Origin of the sequence: Nonomuraea sp. NPDC049129 (genome assembly GCF_040648495.1) — a bacterium.
GTDB lineage: Bacteria > Actinomycetota > Actinomycetes > Streptosporangiales > Streptosporangiaceae > Nonomuraea.
Map to the genome: position 1 here is coordinate 348,397 of NZ_JBEZDU010000004.1, position 25,653 is coordinate 374,049.

General features: G+C 68.6%; 22 protein-coding genes. 11 read left to right on the forward strand and 11 right to left on the reverse strand.

Features of this window, described 5'->3' with window-relative positions; all coding sequences use genetic code 11:
* Positions 1 to 4: 4 nt before the first annotated feature.
* Positions 5 to 1,402 (reverse strand): type VII secretion protein EccB, encoded by a 1,398-nt coding sequence (gene eccB, locus AB0B64_RS14275; protein ID WP_358177409.1) that lies wholly within the window; start codon positions 1,400 to 1,402, stop codon positions 5 to 7.
* A 503-nt stretch (positions 1,403 to 1,905) separates the two neighbouring features.
* On the opposite strand from eccB, the gene AB0B64_RS14280 reads away from it, so the two are divergent.
* Positions 1,906 to 2,580, forward strand: a complete 675-nt coding sequence (locus tag AB0B64_RS14280) for a transposase (protein ID WP_358177412.1) — start codon at positions 1,906 to 1,908, stop codon at positions 2,578 to 2,580.
* Positions 2,581 to 2,587: 7 nt separating this feature from the next.
* Here AB0B64_RS14280 and AB0B64_RS14285 read toward each other — a convergent pair whose 3' ends face one another.
* Both AB0B64_RS14285 and AB0B64_RS14290 read right to left on the reverse strand, forming a co-directional pair.
* Positions 2,588 to 3,460 (reverse strand): NmrA/HSCARG family protein, encoded by an 873-nt coding sequence (locus AB0B64_RS14285; RefSeq protein WP_357942134.1) that lies wholly within the window; start codon positions 3,458 to 3,460, stop codon positions 2,588 to 2,590.
* Between the two features lie 548 nt (positions 3,461 to 4,008).
* Positions 4,009 to 4,461, reverse strand: coding sequence for an ATP-binding protein (locus tag AB0B64_RS14290; RefSeq protein ID WP_357942136.1), 453 nt, complete (start codon positions 4,459 to 4,461; stop codon positions 4,009 to 4,011).
* A gap of 198 nt (positions 4,462 to 4,659) precedes the next feature.
* On the opposite strand from AB0B64_RS14290, the gene AB0B64_RS14295 reads away from it, so the two are divergent.
* The 3 genes from AB0B64_RS14295 to pta all read left to right on the forward strand — a co-directional run bounded on the left by AB0B64_RS14295 (position 4,660) and on the right by pta (position 7,957).
* Positions 4,660 to 5,499 carry a helix-turn-helix transcriptional regulator gene (locus tag AB0B64_RS14295; protein ID WP_357942138.1) on the forward strand — a complete coding sequence of 280 codons (840 nt, stop codon included), beginning with the start codon at positions 4,660 to 4,662 and terminating at the stop codon, positions 5,497 to 5,499.
* Entirely contained in the window at positions 5,484 to 5,699 is a 216-nt protein-coding gene (locus AB0B64_RS14300) for a DUF397 domain-containing protein (protein WP_357942140.1), read from the forward strand. The genes AB0B64_RS14295 and AB0B64_RS14300 overlap by 16 nt, the downstream gene beginning before the upstream one ends.
* A 176-nt stretch (positions 5,700 to 5,875) precedes the next feature.
* Positions 5,876 to 7,957: a phosphate acetyltransferase gene (gene pta, locus AB0B64_RS14305; protein ID WP_358177415.1), complete on the forward strand. Its 2,082-nt coding sequence runs from the start codon at positions 5,876 to 5,878 to the stop codon at positions 7,955 to 7,957.
* Here pta and AB0B64_RS14310 read toward each other — a convergent pair.
* Together AB0B64_RS14310 and eccD are read right to left on the reverse strand one after the other, a co-directional pair.
* Positions 7,919 to 9,748: an ABC transporter ATP-binding protein gene (locus tag AB0B64_RS14310; RefSeq protein WP_358177417.1), complete on the reverse strand. Its 1,830-nt coding sequence runs from the start codon at positions 9,746 to 9,748 to the stop codon at positions 7,919 to 7,921. The two genes, pta and AB0B64_RS14310, sit on opposite strands and share 39 nt — an antisense overlap.
* Before the next feature lie 93 nt (positions 9,749 to 9,841).
* Positions 9,842 to 11,233: a type VII secretion integral membrane protein EccD gene (gene eccD, locus AB0B64_RS14315; protein ID WP_358177420.1), complete on the reverse strand. Its 1,392-nt coding sequence runs from the start codon at positions 11,231 to 11,233 to the stop codon at positions 9,842 to 9,844.
* Between the two features lie 130 nt (positions 11,234 to 11,363).
* Between eccD and eccCa the strand changes: the two genes are divergently transcribed.
* The gene (eccCa, locus tag AB0B64_RS14320; RefSeq protein WP_358177423.1) at positions 11,364 to 15,362 is read left to right on the forward strand and encodes a type VII secretion protein EccCa; all 3,999 of its coding nucleotides are present in this window, start codon (positions 11,364 to 11,366) and stop codon (positions 15,360 to 15,362) included.
* Between the two features lie 14 nt (positions 15,363 to 15,376).
* Here eccCa and AB0B64_RS14325 read toward each other — a convergent pair whose 3' ends face one another.
* Together AB0B64_RS14325 and AB0B64_RS14330 are read right to left on the reverse strand one after the other, a co-directional pair.
* Positions 15,377 to 15,829 carry a zinc-binding dehydrogenase gene (locus AB0B64_RS14325; RefSeq protein WP_358177426.1) on the reverse strand — a complete coding sequence of 151 codons (453 nt, stop codon included), beginning with the start codon at positions 15,827 to 15,829 and terminating at the stop codon, positions 15,377 to 15,379.
* Complete coding sequence (locus tag AB0B64_RS14330; protein WP_358177429.1) at positions 15,826 to 16,221, reverse strand: TetR/AcrR family transcriptional regulator; 396 nt, start codon at positions 16,219 to 16,221, stop codon at positions 15,826 to 15,828. Before AB0B64_RS14330 ends, AB0B64_RS14325 begins: the two co-directional genes overlap by 4 nt.
* Positions 16,222 to 16,417: 196 nt before the next feature.
* Between AB0B64_RS14330 and AB0B64_RS14335 the strand changes: the two genes are divergently transcribed.
* The 6 genes from AB0B64_RS14335 (at position 16,418) to AB0B64_RS14360 (ending at position 22,598) form a co-directional block, all read left to right on the forward strand.
* Positions 16,418 to 16,987, forward strand: coding sequence for a TetR/AcrR family transcriptional regulator (locus AB0B64_RS14335; protein ID WP_357942152.1), 570 nt, complete (start codon positions 16,418 to 16,420; stop codon positions 16,985 to 16,987).
* Between the two features lie 97 nt (positions 16,988 to 17,084).
* Complete coding sequence (locus tag AB0B64_RS14340) at positions 17,085 to 17,900, forward strand: oxidoreductase (RefSeq protein WP_358177431.1); 816 nt, start codon at positions 17,085 to 17,087, stop codon at positions 17,898 to 17,900.
* A gap of 535 nt (positions 17,901 to 18,435) precedes the next feature.
* Positions 18,436 to 19,530 (forward strand): NmrA family NAD(P)-binding protein, encoded by a 1,095-nt coding sequence (locus AB0B64_RS14345; RefSeq protein WP_358177434.1) that lies wholly within the window; start codon positions 18,436 to 18,438, stop codon positions 19,528 to 19,530.
* An 864-nt stretch (positions 19,531 to 20,394) separates the two neighbouring features.
* Positions 20,395 to 20,517: a hypothetical protein gene (locus AB0B64_RS14350; RefSeq protein ID WP_358177437.1), complete on the forward strand. Its 123-nt coding sequence runs from the start codon at positions 20,395 to 20,397 to the stop codon at positions 20,515 to 20,517.
* Positions 20,518 to 20,547: 30 nt separating this feature from the next.
* Positions 20,548 to 21,582 carry an alpha/beta hydrolase gene (locus AB0B64_RS14355; protein ID WP_358177439.1) on the forward strand — a complete coding sequence of 345 codons (1,035 nt, stop codon included), beginning with the start codon at positions 20,548 to 20,550 and terminating at the stop codon, positions 21,580 to 21,582.
* Between the two features lie 41 nt (positions 21,583 to 21,623).
* Positions 21,624 to 22,598: an NmrA family NAD(P)-binding protein gene (locus AB0B64_RS14360; protein WP_357942162.1), complete on the forward strand. Its 975-nt coding sequence runs from the start codon at positions 21,624 to 21,626 to the stop codon at positions 22,596 to 22,598.
* Positions 22,599 to 22,643: 45 nt separating this feature from the next.
* Here the strand turns inward: AB0B64_RS14360 and AB0B64_RS14365 are convergent, their stop codons facing one another.
* The 4 genes from AB0B64_RS14365 to AB0B64_RS14380 form a co-directional block, all read right to left on the reverse strand.
* A complete protein-coding gene (locus AB0B64_RS14365; RefSeq protein ID WP_358177442.1) occupies positions 22,644 to 23,915 on the reverse strand; it encodes an aldehyde dehydrogenase family protein in 1,272 nt (423 codons plus the stop codon).
* Between the two features lie 139 nt (positions 23,916 to 24,054).
* Positions 24,055 to 24,486, reverse strand: a complete 432-nt coding sequence (locus AB0B64_RS14370) for a hypothetical protein (RefSeq protein ID WP_358177445.1) — start codon at positions 24,484 to 24,486, stop codon at positions 24,055 to 24,057.
* Positions 24,486 to 25,244, reverse strand: coding sequence for a hypothetical protein (locus tag AB0B64_RS14375; protein WP_358177448.1), 759 nt, complete (start codon positions 25,242 to 25,244; stop codon positions 24,486 to 24,488). The genes AB0B64_RS14370 and AB0B64_RS14375 overlap by 1 nt, the downstream gene beginning before the upstream one ends.
* Positions 25,245 to 25,324: 80 nt before the next feature.
* Complete coding sequence (locus tag AB0B64_RS14380) at positions 25,325 to 25,651, reverse strand: hypothetical protein (protein WP_358177451.1); 327 nt, start codon at positions 25,649 to 25,651, stop codon at positions 25,325 to 25,327.
* Between the last annotated feature and the right edge of the window lie 2 nt (positions 25,652 to 25,653).

Genomic DNA, 25,653 nt, shown 5'->3' on the forward strand with positions numbered 1-25,653 from the left:
GTGGTCACTGAGCCGGCGAGGCGGTGGCCACCGGCTTGGCGGCGCGTGCGGGATCCAGCACCGGCCCTTCGGGGATGAGCTGCAGCACGTTGGCGGGCACCGGGGTGGCGCGCTTGGCGTCGTACCCCAGCTTGCCCAGCACATCCGCGTTCGGCACGGCGTAGCGCCGCCCCTCGTCCGTCACCAGGTAGTACGACTGCACCGCGTCGAGCTGGCCGTCACCGGGCAGGACCCCGGCGACGATCGCCCGGCCGGGCGGCAGACGTACCAGATCCGTGGCGTCGCCGCGTGGCGCGGGTAGCGTGCCGCCCGACATGAGCCGGGCGCGGGCCGAGCCCTTGTCGGCGTCGGCGTAGACCGCGCAGAGCGGGCTCGCCGGGTCGTAGGCCGTCATCTTCGGCATCGACGCGGGCAGGCCGTCGGCGGGGAGCTTGGTGCGGGAGCGCGGGGCGGCGTTGGCCGTCGCCGCGTCGATCTTGATCTCGGCGGTGGTGCCGCCGCTGTACGCCGCCGGGTCGCTCAGCAGGAGCGTCGCCTGCGTACGCGTGACGGGCGCCAAGCCGTCGGCCAGCTGCACGTACCAGTGCGGCTCGCCCCCGGCGACGGCCGTGGCCCGGAAGACCTGCCCCACGGCGGCCTTCTCACCACCGGGCCCGGTCACCGGCCGCCCCCGCCCCTCGATCGCGGGCGCGGCCAGGTCGGGCCCTTCCGGAAGCGCGTTCAGCCAGGCCACGGGCACGGCCGCCGGGTCGGTGCCGCTGAGGCCGCGCGCGATCCCGGCGGGCACGCGCATCCGCGCGCCGCGCCAGATCGCCCAGGTCTGCCCGCCGACGTCCACGAGCATCGCGCTGTCCTCGGCGAGCGGCCGATCGCCCGCCTGCCGCCCGGCGATCAACGTCACGTACGGCTTGCGCCCCGTGTCGCTCTCGCGCTCCTGAACGCAGACCGACCAGGGACCACTCGCGAGCCGATCGGCGGCCGGCAGCGAGTCGGGCGCCCCCGGGATGCCGACCGGCGTACCGCGCTCGTACGAGCTCAGCGCGTCCCTGGCGACCACCCGCTCGGTGATCTGCGGCGAGTCGAGCACGAGCCGGGCTGAGGCGTAGTTGGCGACCGGGATCAGCCTGCGCTGGGGCTGGCTGTAGACGTAGCGGGCCCCGGTCTCGCGCTCGATGATCAGCGTCCCCGGGTCCCGCAGCGCCTTCGTACCGCTGGGCCGGAGCAGGCCGACGACCGCGAACCCGACACCCAGCAGCACGGCGACCATGGCGCCGGCCAGGAAGCCGATGTTCTGGCGGCGCAGCGGCCACTCGGGCTGGTTCGGCTGGGCTCGCATCAGAGCCAGGCCGATGCGCTGGACCGTGAGCCGGTACGCCTGGTAGAGGTCGCGCTGGCTGTGCACGCCCACCTCCCCGGAATTCGCCCGGCCTAATTTATCCAGATAAGAACGGCAAAGGCGTGACACTTCAACAGTTCTGTAATGGACACACTCGCCGCGCACCCTCGGCTGCCGGCGTCCGCCACCAGGCGTTTGCACCCGCGACTCCGGCTCGGCGCCAATCCTGCCGGTCTTGAGCCGGGGACGTCGTGTGTCGGCGCGCGCCTGGGCTGCGTATGGTCGTGCGCCCCTGGCCGAGCATCCGCACCGGCGGGCACCCCTGACAGCAGCACCCGCACTGGCGAGCACCCCTGACAGCAGCACCCGCACCGGCCAGTGGAATCGGCACCTCCGACATGATTGTCGGAGCGCCACCCGCCCGATACCAAACCGAAGATCGACGGCGGAGGCGGTTCTTACGCGATCGATGGACGATCACGCGGTATTGTCTGTCGATCGTCGGCCAATGGCCGCTTTATCGGACGCATGGTATTTGATGGCAAGACATCGAAATGAGGCGGGTTGGAGTGTCTTCAGAGGCTGAGGAGCGGATCGCCGCAGCGCTGGATAGCGGCGCTACTGAATTGGACCTTGCTGACTTCGGTCTTGATACTCTTCCTGAGGCGCTGGGCGACCTCACTGGTCTTACCAAGCTCAACCTGAAGGGTAATCGGCTCACTGAATTACCCAGGTGGTTGGGCAGCAAACGTTGGCGACCGGCCGACAGCCCGGCCCGACTGCGCGCCACCTACAACCGCTGCTTCGGCGTCATGCACATGATCTCCGCACTCGACCTGGCCACCGGCAAGCTGTACTACCGCATCTGCAGGCGCAAGCGGTGGCGGGAGTTCTTGTCCTTCCTGAAGACTCTTCGCGCTCGCTGGCCTGGCGAAAAGCTGTACGTGATCATGGACAACTACTCGCCGCACAAACATTCCGAGGTCCGCTCCTGGGCCGCCGACAACAACGTCGAGCTGGTGTTCCTGCCCACCTATGGCTCGTGGTTGAACTGGATCGAGTCCGAGTTCGCCGCACTGCGCTACTACGCCCTCAACGGCACCGACCACCGCACCCACGACGAGCAGAACGCCGCAATCGGCGCCTACGTCCACTGGCGCAACACCCGCGCCCAACCCAAGACCAGCTTCGCCGCCAGCTCACCCATCCGAAGCTGGACCAGTTACCCGGCCAAGGCTGCGTGACGGGCCGCTAGCCCGCGAGGATTCTGTCCCAGTCCACCGTCTTGGCCCACTCGGCGTAGCTGTGCCAGCGCACGGCGGGGTACCTGGCATGCAGGGTCTCGATGTCAAGGAAATCGGTGTTGTTCTCGAAGTTCTCGAACATCGTGGCCACCTCCTCGCCGGCCCACTGCCGCACCATGTCCAGCGGCATCTGCTGGTAGGGGATCTCCCGGCCGAGCACCTCGCTCAGAATCCGGGCCGCCTCCTGCCCGGTGACGCGATCGGAGGCGATGTCGATCCGCTGGCCGATGAGCTCGTCGGGGTTCTCGACGGCATGTACGGCCATGCCGGCGATGTCCAGGACGCTCACCTGGTCGAGCGGCTTGCCCGGAGTCAGCGGGTTGGCGAGCAAGCCGTCCCCGAGCTGACTGAAGCCGAGGTTGAGCACGTTCTCCATGAAATACACCGGGCCGAGCACCGTCGCGCGCACCGGCCGCTCGCGCAAATACGCCTCGATGAGCTGCTTGCTGTCGGCGTGGTCGACGTTGGTGGCCACCAGCCGGTCGCCGCCCCGCACAGAGGAGTACACCAGGTGGATGTCGAGGCGAGCGGCGGTGTCGACGAGCTGGCGTCCCTGCGCGACCTCCTCGTCCTTGCCACCCTCCCCGAACGGCACCGACAGGCCAAAAACCGCGTCGGCGCCTGTGCAGGCCCGCTGGAGCGCGTCGGGATCGGCGAGGTCGCCGGTGGCAAGCCGTGCTCCCTGGGTTAACAGCGTCTTGGCGGCCGGCGACTCGGGCGAGCGCACGTACGCCACCACCTCGTGGCCGCGCTCCAAGAGCAGGTCGGCGACTGCGCCGCCCTGCTTGCCGGTGGCGCCGGTAACGACGACTTTGGTCATGAAACATCTCCATGGTTGGGCTGGATTCGATCCAGGACATGCGGGCGCGTTTTGACCGGCCCATCCGGCCGCGCCGCCCGCATCAGCGATTCTGGGACCTCAACCACAATTGAGGTCAAGCGCCGGACAGCCTGACGCTGCCTTGAGCATCACCCGTCGGGCTGGCCACCCGCTGGTTCTTGGCGATGAAGTGCGGGTCGTTGGACGCCTTCCAGATCGTGGTGGGCTGTCAGCTCACTACGCTCGCGTGCAGGATGCTTCGCAGGCCCTCTCGACTGATCGCCGCCACCACACCCCGGGGAGATGAGGTGTTCGGCCAGGGTGCGCAGGCTCCAGGTGGAATGACCGGTTATATCCCACTCGGCGGGAACCGTCCGGGCGATCAGGCAGATGTGCCCACGCACCCGTCAATTACCGGGTCAACGTTCCGGGACGGGCCACTAGTACCGCCGCACTCAGTCGCGGCCGGGCGGTGCTGGACCGGGGTGCCTGGGGAGGCGTGCTCCCCACGGCAGGCAGAGGCACCGACCTGCCGACCGTGGGGATGTCTAGTGGCGGGACACCAGAGCCCAAACGACCCGCTCGTTGCGGGTGTTGTAGTAATGACCCCACGAGCCGTCGGTGATCTCGTGCACTACGTGCAGCCCACGGCCGGACTCGATCGCCGTGTCCTCATCGTCGGGGCCGGGGTCGTTCACGGGCTGTCGAAGCTGAGGGAAGGTACTGGCGTGTCCAGGATCAACCACGACCAGCCGGATGAAGCCTTTCTCCGCCTCTAGCCTCATGCGCACCCACCGCGCCGCCGGCATGGTCCCGAGGCCGTACCTGATGGCGTTGGTGACCAACTCCGTGGCGAGCGTCTGAAGGTCATAGGCCCGGGGGTGGTCCGCTCCCACCCACGACGCGATGGTGTCGCGCGCTCTGGCGGGGATCACGCGGGGATCCAGATCCTTCATCTCGAAGGTGTGGCATTGGGCGGGGGAGTGGAGCGCCGCATTCATGATTATTCACCGACTTTGTCCGTGTCGTGCTCGCCTCTGGATTTATTCAGGCTGTGTCACCACGGGTGGAGGGTGTGGTGAACCGCTAGCCAGAATGGCATTGGGGCGATATTTTTCTCAGTGGTCGGCGAAGTCTGTAGCGACACAGTTTCCAGGCTGCGGAGTTTCGCCGCAGTGGCACGTAAGGAGGGGTGTGGCGTGGGAATCGAGGTAAAACTAGACCCCGAAACAAGCCCAGACGCGCGATATGGTTATGAATTGCGTAAACGGCGTAAAGAGGCGGGATTGACGTTGGCTCAGCTGGGGGCCCGGGTCGCCCTCACGGGTCAGCAGATCGGCAACATCGAGCGGGCCGACCGCCGGATGGATGAGAACAGGGCGCGCCGGTGCGAGGAGGCCATGGGACTCCCGCCAGGTGATCTCGTGCAGCACCTTCCCCGTAGGTCTCGCAGCAACGTGACCTTTCGCAACTTCCTGCCGTGGCTGGACAGGGAGAAGCGGGCCACGGAGCTGTGCGCCTATGAAGGGTTGATCATTCCGGGACTGCTCCAAACTCGGGAGTACGCGGAAGCTGTCTGTCAAGGCAGACCCGGTACAACCCCTGAGCAGGTGAAAGAAGCCGTGGAGGCGCGGATGCAGCGACAAGCCATTTTGCGCCGGGAGAACCCTCCGTTCCTATATGCCGTTCTCGACCAGTGCGCACTGCTACGCCCCGTAGGAAGCGAGGAAATCACCCGGGATCAGCTTCAACATCTCCTCATGATGGGTAGAAGTCCGAACATAGTGATTCAGATCGTCCCCCTACGCGCTATGTCTACGCGTGGCCTGGTGGCAGGGTTCGTGATCGCTCGGACCGCTGGAGATGGCGACGAAGCCGTCTTCATCGACACCCCTGACGGGGGCCGCATGGTGGACCGGCTCGAGTCTGTGGAGATGCTGAAGGCTTGGTTTCAGACGATCAGGGCGGATGCGCTGTCCCGGGCAGACTCGATGGCGCTGATCGAAGAGAGGCTGACACAAGAATGGATCTGGCACTGAGCGAAGAACTCAGGAACGCGGCGTGGCGAAAGAGCCCCCTCTCGGACGCTCAGGGGAACTGCGTACAGGTGGCTCCCCTGTCGGCCGGACGCGTCGCGGTGAGAGACAGCAAGGACCCCGATGGGCCTGCTCTGGTGTTCACCGATCCGGAGTGGAAGGCGTTCGCCGGTGGGGTGAAAGAGGGAGTATTCGACTTCTAGACACCGGTGGAGGGGGTCTGGCCTTTGGTCAGGCTCCCTGCTACGCATGGCCGGTTCCTGCTCTTCCAGGTCGTTGACCCGCTGGCTCCGGCCATCGCGGCGGTGCCGGAAAGCATGCGGCCGTTGCCGACAGCCCGCTGCCGAGGTCGAGAAGAAGCCAACAGACAATGGTGCACATGACACGTGCGGTGTACGTCGCGGCGGGCGAGGCGGAAAGCAACAAGGGCGTGGTCGCCCTGGGCATGGTGGCGCTGCTGTCCCGGCAGGTGGGGACCGTGGGCGTGTTCCGTCCGGTGGTGCGGGCAGGCCGTGAGGACAACCTGATCAACACCATCCGGAGCAGGTTCCAGCTCAGCCTGCCCTACGAGACGTACGCCGGCGTCACCTACGACGAGGTGCACGCCGACGCCGAGCGTGCGGCCGGTGACATCGTGGCTCGTTACCGTGCGCTCGCGGGGCGATGCGACGCGGTGGTCGTGGTCGGGACCGATTACACCGATGTGGGCGCGCCGACCGAGTTCGAGTTCAACGCCAGGCTCGCCGCAGACCTGGGAACGCCCGTGCTGAACGTGGTGAGCGGGAGAGCCAGGACGGTCTCGGAGATCAGTGCCGCGATCGAGCTGTCGTCCCGGCAACTGGCGCAGCACCACGCCCAGGAACTGGCGGTCGTGGTCACCCGGGCGGCTGCCGAGCGCATCGCGATCGATCACCCTACGCCGGTGTTCGTACTGCCCGAGACCCCCTCCCTGCGCGCGCCCACGGTCGCCGACCTGCTGGATGCCTGCGACGGCAGGTTTTTCCTCGGCGAGCGCGACGGGCTGGGCCGGGAGACGAGCGCGCTGATGGTGGGCGCGATGTCACTGCCCGGCATCCTGGACCGCTACACCGAGGGCGCCGCGGTGATCATCCCGTCCGATCGGGCCGCCGCGCTACTCCCAGGGCTGATCGCGGCGCACGCGGCGCCGGGCTTCCCCGCCCTGTCGGCGGTGATCATGACGGGTGGCACGGACCTGCCCGCCCCGGTGGACCGGCTGCTACGGAGCATGACCATTCCCCTGCCGGTCATCGCCACCGACCATGACACCTTCGACACCGCGACCCGCCTGTCGGCCGTGGAGGGCCAGTTCACACCAGAAGCCGGCGGGAAGATCGACACAGCGCTGCGCCTGTTCGCCGAACACGTCGACGGCCAACTGCTGCTCGATCGGCTGGCCATCGCCAAGACCGACGTCGTCACGCCGCTGATGTTCGAGTACGAGCTGCTGGATCGGGCACGTACCCGGCGTCGGCACATCGTGCTGCCAGAGGGCGAGGAGCCGCGCATCCTGCGCGCGGCCGACGTCCTGCTGCGCCGTGGCGTGGCCGAGCTCACTCTGCTCGGCGACGAGGAGCGGATCAGGGTACAGGCCGCCCAGCTCGGCCTGGATCTGGACGAGGCCAGGGTGCTCAGCCCGTTCGACGCGCAGCTGCGCGAGCGGTTCGCCCGCGAGTACGCGAGAGTCCGGGCGCATCGGGGGATGACCACCGAGCTGGCCCGCGACACGGTCACCGATGTGTCCTACTTCGGCACGCTGATGGTTCACACCGGCATGGCCGACGGCATGGTCTCGGGCGCGGCGCACACTACCGCGCACACCATCAGGCCGGCGTTCGAGATCCTGCGCCTGGGGCTGGTCTCCAGCGTGTTCTTCATGTGCCTGGCCGATCGGGTGCTGGTCTACGGCGACTGCGCGGTCAACCCCGATCCGAGTGCCGAGCAGCTTGCCGACATCGCGATCTCCTCGGCTCGCACCGCCGCCCTGTTCGGCGTCGACCCCAAGATCGCCATGCTTTCGTACTCGACGGGTGCCTCGGGTGCCGGCGCCGATGTCGACAAGGTCCGCACCGCCACCGAGCTGGTCCGCGAGCGCCGTCCCGACGTGATGGTGGAGGGGCCGATCCAGTACGACGCCGCGGTCGACCCCTCGGTGGCGCGGACCAAGATGCCCGACAGCCAGGTGGCCGGCCACGCCACCGTCTTCGTGGTGCCCGACCTCAACACCGGCAACAACCTTTACAAGGCCGTCCAGCGCAGCGCCGGCGCCGTCGCGGTGGGACCGGTGCTGCAAGGACTGCGCAAGCCCGTCAACGACCTGTCTCGCGGTGCCACCGTCGCCGACATCGTCACCACCGTGGCCATCACCGCCGCCCAGGTGCGAGACGACGATGCGGACGCCCCTTCATCGGTGGAGCGCGTCCGGAGTGTCGTCCTCCACTAGGAAGCCGCCGGACTGGTGACGCCAGAGCCGGGCGTAGGGGCCGTCGGACTCAAGCAGCTCGCCGTGGGTGCCCTGCTCCACGATCTCGCCCTGGTTCAGCACGACGAGCCGGTCCATGCGGACGACGGTGCTCAGGCGGTGCGCGACCACGAGCGCGGTGCGCTCCTGCATCAGTTCCCACAGCGCTTCCTGGACGAGGATCTCGCTTTCGGAGTCGAGGGCGCTGGTCGCCTCGTCCAACAGCAGGATCGGGGCGTCGCGCAGAATGGCTCGGGCGAGGGCGACCCGTTGCCGCTGGCCGCCGGACAGCTTGACGCCACGCTCGCCGACCAGGGTGTCGAATCCCTTCGGCAGCGACTCGACGAACTCCGTGACGTGCGCCGCCCGCGCCGCCCGCATGATCTCCGCGTCGGTGGCGCCCGGCCGGGCGAAGGCGATGTTGTCGCGCACCGACCGGTGGAACATGGCCGGCTCCTGGGGTACGTACGCGATGAGGCTGCGCAGATCGGCCTGCCGCAGGCGGGCGATGTCCTGGCCCCCGATCAGGATCCGGCCACCGTCGACGTCCATGAGGCGCAGCAACAGCCGGGTGAGCGTGGTCTTGCCGCCGCCGGACTGGCCGACCAGTCCGATCTTGGTGCCACTGGGGATGTCCAGGTCCAGACGCTCGAACAGGGACGAGCCGCCGGCGTGCGCGAACGTCACCCGGTCGAAGCGGATGCTCGCGTCCGCCCGGCGCAGCGGCTGCGGGTCGGCCGGATCGACCACACTCGGCGGTACGAGCAGTAGCTCGGTGAACTGGGCGGCTTCGGTGAGCACGCTCTCGATGCGCCGGTATACCTGGTTGAACTCGAACATGACGCTGATCGTGTTGGAGTAATAGGTGAACGTCACCACGACGGCCTCCACGCCCAGACCGCCCCGGAGCGCGACGGCGAGCAGCAGGCCGAGGGCGCTGGTGAGGATCGAGATGGGGGCGACCACGGTGTCCACGCGCAGGTTGCCGTAGTCCCAGGAGCGCAGCGACAGTTTCCGCAGCTCGGCGACCCTGACGCGATGCTCGGTGGCCTCGCGGTCCTCGGCGGCGAACGCGCGTACGGTGTCCATGTTCGACAGGACGTCGGCGACGTGGCCGGAGACCCGCACCTTGGCGGCCTCACGCTGGTCGACCAGCGCCTGGCGGCGGCGGATGAGCGGCGCGACGAGGCAGCCCGTGACGATGATGAGGCCCACCAGAACGAAGACCAGCAGCGGGTGATACGTCCACAGCACCACCGAGGCGAAGGCGATCGGCACCACCTTGGCCATGATGGAGAAGGTCAGCGTGTCGACGAAGTCCTCGAACCGGGAGGAGAACCCCAGCACCCGTTTGGTCAGCGACCCGGCGAAGTTGTTGTGGAAGAACGCGGTGTCCTTGGTCAGCAACTCGTCCATGCCCATCACGCCGAGGCGCTCGATGCCGCGGGCGTCCGTACGGTTCAGGAAATGCAGCCCGATCCGCCACAGCACCTCACCGGCCAGCAGCAACCCGGCGAAGCCGAGCACGTACGGCAGGAGCGCGCCGACGGAGCCGTCGCCGCCCGCGGACAGTCGCCCCACAATGCCGGCCACCGCCAGCGGCGCCAGGTAGAACAGGCAGATGTTCCCGAGGGCGGGCGTCATCAGCGCGGGCACCGCGACGCGCCACTGGCGCACCAGCTCACCGGAGTAGTGACGCAGCGCGAGCAGGACCGCCGACTTTCGTACGGATGAAACGCCTTCGGAGCCCTGAAGCGATCCGAGCACAGCCATCCGCCCCTCCCGAACCCCGACAACCGGCCGTGACCATGCTGCCGCAGGGCGTACGCGGAGGCGACTGATTTTCCGGCCGTTAGGCCCTGGGCCTCAGCTGACCAGCCCGCGGATCGTCTCGTACACATCCAGTACGGCCAGCGCCAGCGGCAGCAGGGCGATCATCAGCACGATGTCGAGGATGTCGGCCAGCCGCCCCCAGAACGGAGTGGGCCGCGAGGCCGAAAGCCAGAGCGCCACCCCGGCCACCAGCAGCGCCAGCAAAACCAGCCCGGGCACCACCCCGAACAGCACCACCTCGCGAGCCGACCCCACCGCCACGGCCAGGATCGGCAGGCCGGAGCCGAGCAGGGCCGAGGTCAGCAGCCACAGCCGCTGGGCCCGGCCTTCGAAGACGCGGGCGCGTAGCAGCAGGGCGGCCGAGAGTGACAGGCTCATCGCGACCGCCGGCCAGGTGCCCGCCACCGCCAGGAGGATCTGGGCGCCGAGCGTGAGGAGCGACACCCCGCCGAGCAGGCCCGTGCAGAAGGCGTCCGCGACGACCGTCCGGTCGATCACCATCCGGCCGTCCAGGTCGCCGCCCTCGCGGCGCAGTTCGTCGGCGGTCGTCGGCAGGGCGGGCAGCGGCAGCCCGGCCAGCCGGAACGACACCGACGGCACCACCGTCGTCATGCCCACGGCCAGGGTGGCCAGCAGCGCGGCCACCCCGGCCGCCGGTACGGCGAGGACCATGACCGCCAGCGCGCCGAGCAGGCCGCAGAACGCGGCGAAGGCCACCCCGAGGAACGTCGGCAGCCCCTGGGCCACGGCGAACCCGATGGCCGTGGCCAGCATCAACGTGACCCCGAACGCCGCCAGCAGGTGCGGCGCGCCCAGCCCGGTCAGGCCGGTCGGGGAATCGGGTCCGAACAGCCCGGCGACGAACCCGTACGGCAGGGCCGCGTACCCGATCGCCGCTCCCGCGCCCGCGTCACCCAGGGCCCGCGACAGCGCCGCCGCGGCCAGCAGCAGCACCAGCGCGATCCCCGCCGCGACCATGGCGGCGGGCGTCCACGGCGGGCCGGTCAGCAGCAGGGCGGCGGCGCCCGCGCCCAGCGCCACCGCGGCGGTCCGCAGCCCGTACGACCTGGTGACGGCGGGCTGCCACCGGCTGGTGCGTTCGAGTACACCGGTCGCGACGGCGTCGGCCACGTCGTCGAAGACGGTCTCGGGCAGTTCGTGCCCCCGGGGCCGCAGGTGCAGCAGTTCCCCGTCGTGCACGGCCAGGTCCGACAGCGTCACGTTCACGTCGAACGGCTGCCCGCCCACGCGCTGGAGCACCCAGCCGCCATGGGCGAGCCCGGCCTCCGCCAGCCCTTCGCCCGCGATGCGCAGCAGCGTCGGCAGCATGCTCGCCAGCGGCATGTCCGAGGGCAGGCCGAGATCGAGGGACCCCCGAGGGGTGACGATCGTGACCCGGCACAGGTCGGTTCCGGTGGCGCTCACTTGGAGGAGTGTATGGACTGGCTCCCCGCCGCGCCGCCGTAAATATGTCGAGAAAATTTGAAATGTCGCTTAATACGTGGTCTGACGGGCTTTTATGAGGGTTGTTTGGTGGCCGGTTCGGTGAGGTGCGGTGAGCGGCAACACATGGGTGGTGCGTCGGCCCGACCGGCGCAGGCCGCCGGAGCAACCGAGCGGTGAGGTGCTGCTGGAGCCGCCACCCGAGATCCCCGAGACGGTCACGGGCGGTGGCCTGACCCAGATACTGACGTACCTGCCGATGATCGCCGGGGCGGGCGCGATGGCGCTCATGTTCACCGGCGGCGGCACGGGAAACCCGATCATGATGGTTTCCAGCGGCCTGTTCGCCGTCTCGATGGTGGGCATGACGATGGGCCAGATGCTCAGGAACACCGGCGAGCGCAAGAACCGCATCAACGGCCAGCGCCGCGACTACTACCGCTACCTGGAGCAGGTGCGCAAGCGCGTACGCAAGGCCGCCGAGCAGCAGCGCAAGGCCATGACCTGGAACCATCCCGACCCCGTCACGCTGTGGTCGCTGGTCATGACCTCGCGGCTGTGGGAGCGGCGCCCCCGCGACGACGACTTCGGCCAGCTGCGGATCGCCACCTCCGCGCAGCGTCTCGCGCTGCCGCTCATCCCGCCCGAGAGCCGGCCGATCGAGGACCTCGACCCGATGTCCGCTGGGGCGCTGCGCCGCTTCGTCCGTACCCACGCCACGGTCCCCGGCCTGCCGGTCGCGCTGGCGCTGCACTCCTTCGCCCGCATCACGCTCGCGGGCGAGCCCGAGGCCGTCCGCGGCCTGGTCCGCGCCGCGCTGGCCCAGGCGGTGGCCCTGCACTCGCCCGAGGACCTGCGGGTCTCGGTGTGCACCGGGCCCGAGCACGCGGCCGAGTGGGAGTGGGTCAAGTGGCTGCCGCACGCCTTCCACCCCGAGGAGGAGGACGGGGCGGGCCCGGTCAGGCTGGTCACCAGGGACCTCGGGGAGCTCGACGACCTGCTCGGGTTCGAGCTGAAGGATCGGCCGAGGTTCAGCAGGGGCCTGTCGCAGGACGTACTGCCGTACCACGTGGTGATCCTGGACGGCGGCCGGGTGCCCGCTGGCAGCCAGCTCGGCACCGACGCCATCGAGGGCGTGACCGTGATCGACCTCAGCGGGTCGGCGGGACAGGCGCCCGCGCAGCTGTCGCTGAACCTGGACGTCACGGCCGACGAGGTGGTCCGGGTCGTCGAGGACGACATGGGCAAGCAGGTCAGGACCGCGCTCGGCCGGCCCGACGTGCTGGGTCTGCCCGCGTTCGCCGCGCTGGCCAGGCAGCTCGCGCCTATGCGGGCCGGCGCGGCCGGCGGGGCCGAGGAGGAGGGCGACGCGTTCGCCACCAACACCACGCTCACCGACCTGCTCCGCATCGGCGACGCCCGCCGGATCTCGGCCGCCGTGACCTGGCAGGCCCGGCCGGTCAGGAACCGGCTGCGGGTGCCGCTCGGCCTGGGTGCCGACGGCCGGCCCGTCGAGCTGGACATCAAGGAGGCCGCGCAGGGCGGCATGGGTCCGCACGGGCTCGTGGTCGGCGCGACCGGCTCCGGCAAGAGCGAGCTGCTGCGTACGCTGGTGCTCGCGCTGGCGATCACCCACTCCTCCGAGGTGCTGAACTTCGTCCTGGTCGACTTCAAGGGCGGCGCGACGTTCCTGGGCCTGGACACGCTGCCGCACGTCTCGGCCGTCATCACCAACCTGGAGGACGAGCTCCCGCTGGTCGACCGCATGCACGACGCGCTGCACGGCGAGCTGGTACGCCGCCAGGAACTGCTGCGCTCGGCCGGCAACTACGCCTCCGTACGCGACTACGAGCAGGCCCGCGAGCAGGGCGTCCGGCTGAGCCCGCTGCCGACGCTGTTCATCGTGCTGGACGAGTTCAGCGAACTGCTGTCGGCCAAGCCGGAGTTCATCGAGCTGTTCGTGATGATCGGGCGGCTCGGCCGCTCGCTCGGCGTGCACCTGCTGCTCGCGTCCCAGCGGCTGGAGTCGGGGCGGCTGCGCGGGCTGGACACGCACCTGTCGTACCGGATCGGGCTGCGGACGTTCTCGGCGGCCGAGAGCCGGGCGGTGCTGGGCGTCGCGGACGCGTACTCGCTGCCGCCCGAGCCGGGCAACGCGTACCTGATGTTCGAGACGACCGGGATGACCAGGTTCAAGGCCGCCTACGTGTCCGGCCCCTACCAGGTGGCGCAGCGGGAGAACCGCGCGGTCGCCGCCCGTCCCGGCCACCAGGGCAAGATCGTCTGGTACGGCACCGAGCGGGTGCCGCTGCCGCCGCCGCCCGCGGTCGAGCCCGAGCCCGTCGCCGAGGACCGGGAGCAGCAGGACAGCCTCCTCAATATCGTGGTCGACCGACTGACCGGGCAGGGACCTGCCGCCCACCGGATCTGGCTGCCCCCACTTAAGGAACCGGCCCCGCTCGACCGGCTGCTGCCGCCGCTCCAGGCGACCGCGACGCACGGACTCACCGCCGCCGGCACCGGCCAGAACCGCCCCGGCCGGCTGCACGCCGTGGTGGGCATCGTGGACAGCCCGTTCGACCAGCGGCGCGACCCGTACTGGCTGGACCTGTCGGGCGCGGCGGGCAACGCCGCGATCATCGGGTCGCCGCAGACGGGCAAGAGCACCCTGCTGCGTACGCTGATCGCCGCGCTCGCGGTCACCCACACGCCCAAGGAGGTGCAGTTCTACTGCCTCGACTTCGGCGGCGGCACGCTGTCGGCGCTGGCCGGGCTGCCGCACGTCGGCGGCGTGGCGACCAGACTGGACACCAACCGGGTCCGGCGGACGGTGGCGGAGATGACGGCCCTGCTGGCACGCAGGGAGCGGCTGTTCGTGGAACGGGGCATCGACTCGATCGCCACCTACCGCCGGCTCGTGGCCGCAGGGGAGTACGAGGGCGACGGCTGGGGCGACGTCTTCCTCGTGGTGGACGGCTGGGCCACGATGCGTCAGGAGTTCGAGTCGCTGGAGGCGCCGCTGAGCGAGCTGGTCTCCCGGGGGCTCGGCTTCGGCATCCACGTCGTCGGCACGGCCAACAAGTGGTCGGAGTTCCGGTCCAACGTACGCGACATGTTCTCCACCAGGCTGGAGCTCAGGCTGGGCGACTCCTTCGAGTCGGAGATCGACCGGAAGGCCGCCGCCAACGTACCCGAGGGGGCGCCGGGCCGCGGCCTGACCCGCGAGGCGCTGCACTTCCTCGCCGCGCTGCCCCGCGCGGACGGCAAGGCCACCGTGGACGACCTGGCCGAAGGGGTCGCCGCGCTGGTGGCGGACGCGGCGAACGCCTGGCACGAGCCACCGGCGCCGCCCGTACGGCTGCTGCCCGACCTGTTCCCCGTGCACACGCTGCCCGGACCGGACGAGAGCGGCCCGCGCATCCCGATCGGCATCGACGAGGCCGCCCTGGCGCCCGTCTCGCTTGACTTCGACGCCGACGCGCACTTCGTCGTCTTCGGCGACACCGAGAGCGGCAAGACCAACCTGCTGCGCGTCGTCGCCGAGGGCATCGTCGACAGGTTCACGCCGCTGGAGGCGCGGATCGTCATCATCGACTACCGCCGCTCACTGCTCGACACGGCCGACAACGAGCACCGGATCGGGTACGCCGCCTCCAGCACCGCCGCGGCCACCGTGCTCAAGGGCATCCACGAGGTCATGCAGACCCGGCTGCCGCCGCCCGACCTCACCTCCGAGCAACTGCGGACCAGGAGCTGGTGGACCGGCCAGGACCTGTACGTGATCGTGGACGACTACGACCTGGTGGCCACGTCCGCCAATCCGCTGGCCGTACTCGGGGACCTGCTGCCACAGGCCCGGGACATCGGGCTGCACCTGATCCTGGGGCGGGCCATAGGAGGTGCGGGGCGCAGCCTGCTCGACCCGGTCGTGCGGCGGTTGAAGGAGATGAACACCCCGGCCGTGCTGCTGTCGGGGCCTCGGGACGAGGGGGCGCTGTTCGGTAACGTGCGGCCACAGCAGCTTCCGCCGGGGCGGGGGTTCTATGTGGACCGGCGCTCGGGGGCGCGGCTCATCCAGACGGCGTATCTGACGCCCCCGGAAGCGGGCTAGAAGATCGTGGCTGCTCAGTGGCTGATGACGACCTTGCCGAAGTGGGCACCGCTCGCCAGGTAGGACGCGGCGTCGAGCGCCTCTTCGAAGGGGAAGACGCGGTCGATCACCGGCCGCAGCTTGTGCGCCGTGATGACCCTGTTCATGTCCTCCAGGTCGCTCCTGCTGCCGCCGCCGATCGCGCGCAGCGTCGCGCCGCTGTAGGTGAAGTCCAGGAGGTTCATGCCCGTCGTGTCGTACGCGACGTGGCCGACCAGCGAGATGACGCCGCGGTAGGCAACGGCCGCGATCGACTGCGCGATCGTCCCGGCGCCACCGACCTCCACGACCACATCGGCGCCCCGGTCGTCGGTGAGCTCGCGCACCTGCCGGCCCCAGTCCGGCGTGGAGACGTAGTTGATCACGTCGCTCGCGCCGAGTTCGAGCAGTCGCACGGCCTTCTTCTCGCTGGAGGTCGTGGCGATCACGCGGGCTCCCGCGGCGCGGGCCAGCTGCAGGGCGAACAGCGAGACACCGCCCGATCCCTGGATGAGCACCGTGTCCCCGGGACCAGCCCCCGCTCCTGTGCCCTCGCCGCGGCCATGAGTGGCTCCGGCAGCCCGCTGAAGGCGCTGAAGTAGTCCTCCATAGCCCGCAGCCACTGCCGCAACGCCTCGGAGGCATCGCCGAGTTGCGCGATGTCCGCCTGGCGGGCCACCAGTTCCTCCGAGCGCGTCTGCAGCACGGCCGCCAGCAGCGCCTCCCGGGTGGGGAAGTGCCGGTACAGCGTGCCGGGCCCGACGCCGGCCTCCTTGGCCACCGCCTCCAAAGAGGTGCCGACCCCATAGTCCAGAAAGTGACGCTGCGCTGCAGGCGGCATCCGGTCAAATTGGGGCGGCGCACCCGGCATGCCGGCGCCGAGACGAAGCCTGAGGAGAGCGCCGTCCCGGTATGGCGGAGCGCGACTCACCCAGGATCGGGGGCCACGGTGCGGAGTGGTCCCGGTGTGTCGCCTCATGGAACACGCTGGAAACCGATCGGTTTTCATTTCGTCGGAATCGAGTTAACCTCGCAGTATGACCACCGAAGTGAGGCTAAGTCCCCGAGAGCGGCTGCTGGAGGCGGCGGCCACGCTCACCTACCGAAACGGTGTCGGCATCGGCATCGAGGCGCTGTGCAAGGCGGCGGGGGTGTCGAAGCGCTCCATGTACCAGTTGTTCGAGAGTAAGGACGAACTGCTGGCAGCGAGCCTGGAGGAGCGCTCATCTGCCTTCGTGGCGACGCTGCTGCCCGCGGCGGGTGATGGCCGTTCGCCCCGTGAGCGGATCCTGCACGTCTTCGAGCAGGTGGAGTTGCAGGCGGGTGCGCCCGAGTTCCGGGGGTGTCAGTACCTGGCGGTGCAGATTGAGCTCAAGGATCAGAGCCACCCGGCGAGCCGGGTGGCGCACCGGGTCAAGGGGAACCTGATGGCCTTTTTCCGTGCCGAGGCCGAGCAGGGTGGGGCGCGCGATCCGGATCTGCTGGCCCGGCAGCTCAGTGTGGTCTTCGACGGCGCCAGTGCTCGTGCGGGGATCGGCGCCGACAACCTGACGGGGCTCATCGCGCCCACCGTGGTCACCCTGCTCGATGCGGCAGGCGTGCGCTGACACGTCGCCTGTTTCCTACCTGAGCTTGCGCGCGGAAACCGATCGGTTTACAGTGAGGGAAACCGATCGGTTTTCTTGCTGAGCTAGGGAGTCCAGAATGGCGACAAATCAGCCGGTCGCACTCGTGACGGGTGCGTCATCCGGCATCGGAAAAGCGGCTGCCCGCGCGCTGGTCGAAGCGGGTTTCCGCGTGGTCGGCACAAGCCGCGACACCTCACGCGTCGCCTCGCTCGACGGTGTGACCTTCCTCGACCTCGACGTGGCCAGTGACACATCGGCCACCGTCGCGGTCCAGCAGGTGATCGAGCGGTTCGGGCGGATTGACGTGCTGGTCAACAACGCTGGCATGGGCGCCATCGGTGCCGTTGAGGAAAGCTCCGTCGCGCAGGTCCAGGACCTGTTCAACGTCAACGTCTTCGGTGTGATGCGCCTGACCAAGGCTGTCCTGCCCCATATGCGCGCTCAAGGACGCGGGCGCATCATCAACCTCTCCTCCGTGGTCGGCTTCCTCCCCTCGCCTTACATGGCCGCCTACGCCGCCTCCAAGCACGCGATCGAGGGCTACTCCGAGTCCCTGGACCACGAGGTCCGCGAGTACGGCGTCCGGGCGCTTCTGGTCGAACCCGCCTACACCAGCACCGGATTCGAGGCCAACAGCCCGCGGCCCGACACGCCCCTGCAGGTCTACGCGGACCAGCGGCACGCCTTCGACCGCATGATGGAGACGGCGATCAAGGACGGCGACGACCCCGCCATCGTCGCCAAGGTGATCGTCGAGGCAGCGACCGACCCGAAGCCGAAGCTGCGCTACACCGCCGGCTCCCTGGCAGGACGCGCCAGCACACTGCGCCGCATCGCTCCTGCCCGAGTCTTCGACAAGCAGATCCGCAAGCTCAACCAGCTGGCCGGCTGACGCCTGCCCGCCATAAGCTCCTGCAGGCAGGCAGGCAGGCAGGCAGGCAGGCAGGCAGGCAGGCAGTCGGCCCGGCTAGCCGAGCGTTGCCTGGGCCGTGCACCAGAACCTGCCCAGCCTCATCGCGGCCCGCGCGCTACCCCGAGGTTAAGGCCCCCATTCACCTCCTCTACGGGGACAAGGACTGGTCCCGGCGGTCGGACCGGGAAGCCAACAAGGAACTGCTGCATGCGGCCGATTTCACGCAGGTGCCGGGAGCCAGCCACTTCATCGCACTCGAGAAGCCGGAGGTCGTAGCCGACCTGCTGGCCTCGGTGGCTTGAGCTATCGGCCAGAGCAGCGCTGGGAAGGCGCTGGTGGAGGCCCCTGCGAGGGTGGAGTCGCCAAGGTCTGGGCGACCGCCCGCGACCCACGGGTCATCGGCGCAGCGTCGCCGGTGCCGTTGATCGCCAAGCTGATGCAGAGATCCGTCTCGAACACGCCGCGCTCATCGCGTACTGATCGTGTGCGTACTTAACCTCTGGAGTCAAAAGCCATGTCTTCTCACACCACCTCTACCATCTTCATCATCGGCGGCACAGGGGCTCAAGGGATGCCCATCGTCCGCGCTCTTGTCGCCGACAAGAAGTACTCCGTTCGAGTCCTCACCCGCGATTCCACCTCCCCCCGAGCCCAGGCCCTCCTCGCGCTCGGCAACGTCTCCTTCCTCGAAGGGTCATTCGCCGACGAAGACGTGCTGCGAGAAGGATTTCGCGGCTGTGACGGGGCATTCATCAACATCGACGGGTTCAACACCGGTGAGAAAACCGAGACCTACTGGGCCATCCGCAGTTACGAGATAGCGATTGAAGAAGGAATCAAGTTCTTCGTCTACGGAAACCTCGACTACGTCCTTAAGAAGTCCGGCTACGACTCCAGGTTCCGCACCGGCCACTATGATGGCAAAGGCCGCATGGCTGAATGGGTGCTGTTTCAAAACGAAAAGAACAGGGACAGGATGGGAGCGGCGGTCTTCACGTCAGGTCCCTACATGGACATGGTGATCTCACCGCTCACGCCCATGACACCCTCCGTCGAGAACGGTGTCGTCACATGGCGAGTCCCTCTCGGCAAGGGAGCCGTTCCCCACGTGGATCTCGAAGATTGCGGATTCTACGTTCGCTGGCTCTTCGACCATCCAGAGCGGGCGAATGGCATGGACCTCGAAGTCGCCGTCGAACATATGACCTATGCCGATATGGCGGCGGCATTCGAGAAGGTCACCGGGCATCCAGCACAGTACATCGACACTGATCTGGACACATATTGGAGCGGACCGTTGAAGGCGGTTGCCGATCTCCCTGCCGGATACAACGCCGATCCCAACGACAAGGCCACCATGAGCTTCAGGGACAATTTCACGGGCTTCTGGAATGTATGGAAGCACGGAATCGTCACCAGGGATTATGCGCTGCTCGACGAAATTCATCCCAACAGGATCCGAAGTGCTGAGGAGTGGTTCAGGCGAGAAGACCAGGTGGGACAAGACCTCGGCAAGGGAAGTCTCTGGGAGAGGGTCCAACCGGAGAACTGGCGCAGCGACTCTCCTGTCCTTAAGAGCAGTGCGGATTTGAGGACGGGCAAGTTGTAAACGGTAAGCGGCAATACGAACCCGATCTCGCCCGAACTCGTCGCACGGGCCGCCTTCGGCTTCCGCGATGCGAGCAGCCAACGCGTTCGGCTCGGCCTTCGCCACCCCCTGCGACCCGCCGCCTTGCGGGACCGGTACCTGCTCCATGTCCTGAGCCTGCGGTTGCACCTGCACGACGCCTCGTCGGGCAAATGCGTTAACCCACTGGACGAGCGCCACGACGCCGCGCCCGCTCAGTCGCCCCGGCCGCCAGGTCGGCGCGGATGTGGATGAGCGCGGCCGTGATATCGCGAGGACACCACAGGTAGACCACGACTCATCGTGCATCCGGCACCGAGTTGGCCACGGCTCTGACCGCCTCCGGCCGGCCCACATGCAGCGCCGGCACGAACCTCGCGCGCAGCTGGCCTCGTTGCCAGAGCTGTTGCTCGCGCGTGCTGTGGTAGCTGCGACGCCCTCGACTTCACCCGAATGGAGTCCCACCGGGTCCGCCGGAATTATGAATGATCGGTTGCCGCGGTGCGCGTCCTCGCTCATGCACTCGGTGAGCGCCTCCTTGCTCGGCTGACCTCCTTGGTTCAGTTTGGAAACGCGCGTGGTGATGGTTTGGCGCAGCCGGTTTGCCATGGAGAAACCGATCGGTTTACGGTGGAGGAAACCGATCGGTTTCTCGCGTGGAGGCAGTCGTGACAGCACTCAAGGGCACCAACGTCCTCGCCACCGGAGGCGGCCGCGGTATCGGCAAGGCGCTGGTCGAGGAGCTCTACGCGCGCGGTGCCAGAAAGGTCTACGCCACGGCACGTGACCCGCGCACGGTGACCCACCCCCGTCGACGCGCCCAAGGCCGACCCTCGCGACGTCCCTGTGGCCGCGCTCGACGGCATCGAGGCGGGAGCGCATGAGGTGCTGGCCGACGACATCACCCGCTGGGTCAAGTCGCAGCTGTCGGCTGACTTGGCAGCCCTGTACGCGCAGCTGAAGAAGTAGCACGCGCTCACCGATTTCAAGGAGGTCCTTGTGGAAAGTTCGCTCACCCACCGCTTCGTCGACGTGAACGGTGTCAGGCTGCACGTCGCCGAGCAGGGGCAGGGGCCGCTGGTCCTGCTGCTGCACGGCTGGCCGGAGAGCTGGTACTCCTGGCGTCACCAGTTCGGGGCGCTGGCAGCGGCCGGATACCGGGTCGTCGCCCCCGACCAGCGCGGCTATGCCCGCAGTGAGCAGCCGCCGGACGTCTCCTCCTACACCCTGCTCCACCTCGTCGGCGACGTGATCGCCCTGATCGAGGAACTCGGCGAGGAGCAGGCGGTCGTCGTGGGTCACGACTGGGGCGCACCCGTCGCCTGGACCACCGCGATGCTGCGCCCCGACAAGGTCCGCGCGGTGGCCGGGCTCAGTATTCCGCCGATTCTGCCCGGCGGGATGGTCCCGCCCTCGATCACCCGCACCCAGTACGGCGAGGGCTTCTACCAGGTCTACTTCCAGCAGCCGGGAGTCGCCGATGCGGAGTTCGCCAAGGACATCCCGGACTCTTTCCGCCGCCTCCTGGTCGGCGCCTCAGGCGACAACCCGCTCGGCAGGGAGCCCCGCCCGCTGGTCGTACCCGAGGGGCTGGGCCTGCTGGACACCATGCCGGAGTCGCCCACTCTGCCGGCCTGGCTGACGGAAGAGGACATCCAGGCGTACGCCGAGGACTTCGCCCTGCACGGCGAGCAGGCCTTCACCGGAGCCTTCAACTGGTACCGGAACATCGAACGTAACAACGAACTGCTCGCGCCTTTCCACGGGCGTGGGATCGACGTCCCCGCGCTGTACGTGGTGGGAGACCGCGACATGGTCACCTCACTGCGCGGCCCGGACGGGAGCAGCTCGCTGAGCGATCTTCTGCGTGGCCAGGGCGGGCCGGGCAACCCGCTCAGCGCCCTCGCGCCCCAACTGCACGGCCCGGTGGTGCTGCCGGGATGTGGCCACTGGACGCAGCAGGAGCGTCCCGCGGAGGTCAACGCCGCACTCCTTGACTTCCTCGCCCGCATCGACGGCTCGCCGCCCCGATGACACCGCTGAACTGCTGACCCAACCCAACAAAGGACACACCGATGCCAGAACGCAATCCCATCCTGATCACCGGTGCCGCCGGTCATATCGGTGGTGTGAGCCGAACGATGGTCGAGATGCTGCTTGACCAAGGGCACCCGGTGCGCGCGTTCGTGCGACAGGACGACGAACGCGCGCACGCGCTGCGCCAGGCCGGGGCCGAGATCTTCGTCGGAGACCTGCTCAACATCGCCGACGTGACCGCCGCGCTGAAAGGCTGCCGACGCATCTACTTCAGCATGAGCCTGTCGCCGTACTACACCGACGCCGTCACCTTGATGGCCGCGGCGGCGCGGGCCCAGGGCGACATCGAGGCCTTCGTCAACATTTCCGAGTTCGAGCAGTCGTTCATGACGTTCGACAAAATGACCGCACCGGAGGAAGAGCGGCTGGCCTGGCTCGGCGGACTCGTCGCGGACTGGTCGCCGCAGCAACGGGCCCACTGGATCGCCGAGCGGGTGCTGCAGTGGTCCGGCCTGCCGACTGTCAACATCCGGGGGGCCATGTTCGTCGAGAACCCCCTGATGACCTGGCTGGCGCTGGAGCCGCTGAGCAAGGGCGAACTGCGCCTGCCCTTCGGCCACCACCGGCTCGCGCCCGTCGCGGGTTACGACGTGGCGGAGGTATGCGCGAAGATCCTGGCCGACCCGGCACCGCACATCTCCAAGTCCTACGAGCTCAACGGTCCGGAACGGAAGGACATGCATGGGTTCGCGGAGGACTTCGCGGCCGTGCTGGGACGCCCGGTCACCTACATTCCCGAAGATGTCGAAACCTGGAACGAGACCTACGTGGACACCGCCCTGGCCGAGTATCCGCACACCGCGGAGCACATGAAGACCCTGACCCGGCTGATCGGCGGTGGGGGGTACCGCGGCGTCACCGACCAGCTGGAGACCCTGCTCGGGCGCCCGCCGAAGACTGTGCGGTGGGCGTTGGAGATCCATCCGCGCATCCGGGAAATGGCGACTGCCTGAGCCGCTGAGCGCCCCGGAGAAGATCGGCAGGGACGGACGGTCCGGTCAGGACGTGAGCCGGCCGCTCGGCACGATCATGTACTGCCGTAGGTACAGGTCGCGGAAGCTCACCGGGCCGCGTGGGCCGGGTACCCGGTCGATGTTGATTCCGGTCTCTGGCAGCCGCAGCAGTTTGAAGCCGTCGAGGAGCCGCGTGGTGGAGTTCCAGAAGACGCCGGAGCCGGTGTAGGCGTCGATGAACTGCGCGGCGGCGGCCGGGTCCTCGGTCGCGATGGCGGCGGCCAGTCCGGATGTCTCTTCGTTGGCGATTCGAGCCGCGTGCAGTGGGCCGTCGACGGCGTCGACGGTCACGGTGGCCGCACGGTTGGAGTCGAGAGACCACTCATACCCACGCGGGTGGGTGTGCGGAGGCAGCGAGGCGGTCACGCCCAGGCGGTCCAGGACCTCAAGAATGCCGGGTAGCCGCTCGTCGTACACGCACTGGTCGATGAGCAGCAGATTGAGCCGGTTGCACACGCCCAGCCGGTCCAGGCTGTCGGTGATCAGCTGGTGCACGACCTTGTCGTCGGCGGCCGGATGCACGTACAGGACCCCGCCGCCGTCGGCGTGGGCGAGGGTACGGACGCCGTGGCGGGCCGCGTGGCGGCCGAGGTCGCGGGTGCTGTCGCCGCTGCCGCGCAGGATGACCAGTGGGATGAGCTGGGGCAGGGACACTAGCGCGTACGCCGCCGAGTGGTCTTCGCTGGGTATCAGCTGGATGGCGTCCGGATCGAGGCCGGCCTCGCCGAGGGCCGGTGCGATCACCTGGTCCACGAGGGCCCGGGACGAGCGCAGCGCGGCCGAACCAGTGCGCAACACGCCCGCGTTGCGTGACTTGAGGAACTGGGAGGCGATGTCGAGGGTGACGTTCGGACGTGCCTCGAAGTTCGCGCCGATGACGCCGACCGGCCGGCGACGTTCCAGCAGGGTAAGGCCATCCGCGCGCTCTTCGAGGACCTGGTCGCGAGGCTCGTGCGCCACATCCGCCAGCGTGCGCAGTTCGGCGGCCATGCTCTCCAACCGTGGGCCGGTCAACCGCAGCCGGTCCTGCAGGGCCGGCGACATCCCAGCGGAGACGGCTGCCGCGAGGTCTTCTTCGTTGGCGGTCGTGAGGATGTCCCGCGCCGCCCGCAACCGTTCCGCCATGGCACGCAGCGCGGTGTCGATGGCCGCATCCGTCGCCTTGTGGAGGGACGCGCAGCTCTGCTCGGCCCGGATCGCGCAGGCACGCACCTCATCTTCGACAGAGCGGATCTGACGGTGCTCGTTGCTGGTCAAGGGCGTCCTTCCGTCGACCGGGCGCATGGCAAGATGTAAGGGGATTGTAGCATCGTTCAACAATCCCCATGAAAATGGTCTCATTCGCTGTGCAGCCAGCCGCTCCACCACCTCACGGGCCACGGTCTTTAGTGATCTTCTAGGAACCGTCCACGCGTCGGTGGATGCGGGCCAGCTCGGCCATCGCGTTCTCCATGACCCTGTCGTACGAGTCCTGCGCGTTCTGCAGGCGCAGCTCGGCCGGGTTGCCCTCCTCGGTGAGGTCCGGCGGGGCCGCGCCCCACCGTTCGGCCATGAGCGCGTTCGACTTCTCCTGCAGGTCGGCCAGCGATGCGCCGATCAGCTCCAGGATCGTGGTGGCGAGCCTGTCCGAGCCCCAGCGGAGCGCGCGCGGGTTGATGTCCAGCGCGGTGACGCCCTGGGTGGAGCACTCCACGGTCACCAGCTTCTCCGCGTCCTGGGCGACCCCCTGCACGGCCAGGACCTGCTCGTACAGCTCCGCGAACCCGTCCAGGGGGCGCTGGGTGTCGGCGATCATGCGGTCGATGGCCGCTTCGTCGAAAGCCGGCATCACACTTCCTTCGTCGGGTTCGGCTGGTTGCCTTGCATTGGATTCGGCTGGTCGCGCTGGGTCGGATGCGGCTGGTTGCCCCGCGGGAGGGCCGTTTCGCTGAGGTCGTCGGCCACGGCCGAATTGGCGAGCATCCCGCCGCTTATCGCAGTCGCGCCGCCGAAGAGCAGCTTCTTGACGGGCGACACCTTGGTGAACCGGCCGGCGATCTTCCCGGCCAGTCCCTCCGATCCCCTGAGGAACGTCTGCAGCTTCAAGACGCCCTGACCGGCCTGCTGGTCGGCCCGGCGGCCGAACATCGTCGCCGCCACCTCCGCGGCGGGCCGTACATAAGGGTTGATCCGCCCGAGCTGGTAGATCGTCCCCGCCAGGAGGATGGCGGCGCCCACGTCGAACATCAGGTTCCCGGCGAAGTCGAGCGCGTCGGCCGAGGTGCGCATGGAGTCCGCCGTGGCCTGCGGCAGGTCGGCCTTGTCGGCGACCTCGTCGCTGTGCGTGTCGACCGTCTGCTGGAACAGCTCGGCGCTCGTCGCCATCCAGTGCACGTCCTTGACGGACTCCTGGATCAGCTGGGGGTGCTCGCGTAGCCCCGCCGACAGCTCCTCCCACTGTTGCGCGGCCCGCCGCAGCTCGGGGGTGTCGGCGGCGGTGAGGGCGATGATCAGTCCGGCGTACTTCGCGCGGCCGCCGCCCAGCAGCGCCGAGCCCAGCTGGGCCATGCCCGCGCCGGCGATGACGGACTGCGGTTGTGTCGGCATGTGTCCTCGTTCTCAGACTTGCTCTCAGACGGTGGCTCTCGGACAGTAGCTCTCGGACAGTAGCTCTCGGACGGTGGCTCTCAGACGGCCGTGACGCGGGTGGCCGCGCCGTCGCCCTGGACGGCGGCGTTGGCCGTGTCGAACGCCTTCGACTCCATCTCGGCCAGCTCATGCCTGGTCGCCGACACGTACTGGTGGGCAGCCAGCTTGACCTGGTCGAGCGCGTCCGCCAGCGACGAGCCGAAGAAGCCGAACAGGCCGAAAGCGCCGGAGTGCACGTTGAGCCCCGCCACGACGCGGGTCATGTCGTTGAGGCGCTGCATGGGCTTGCCGGCGATGTTGCGGCCGACCTCACGGACGGAGTCGGCGTTCATCTCCATGCGCTTGAGGTCGCTGTCGGATGTCATGG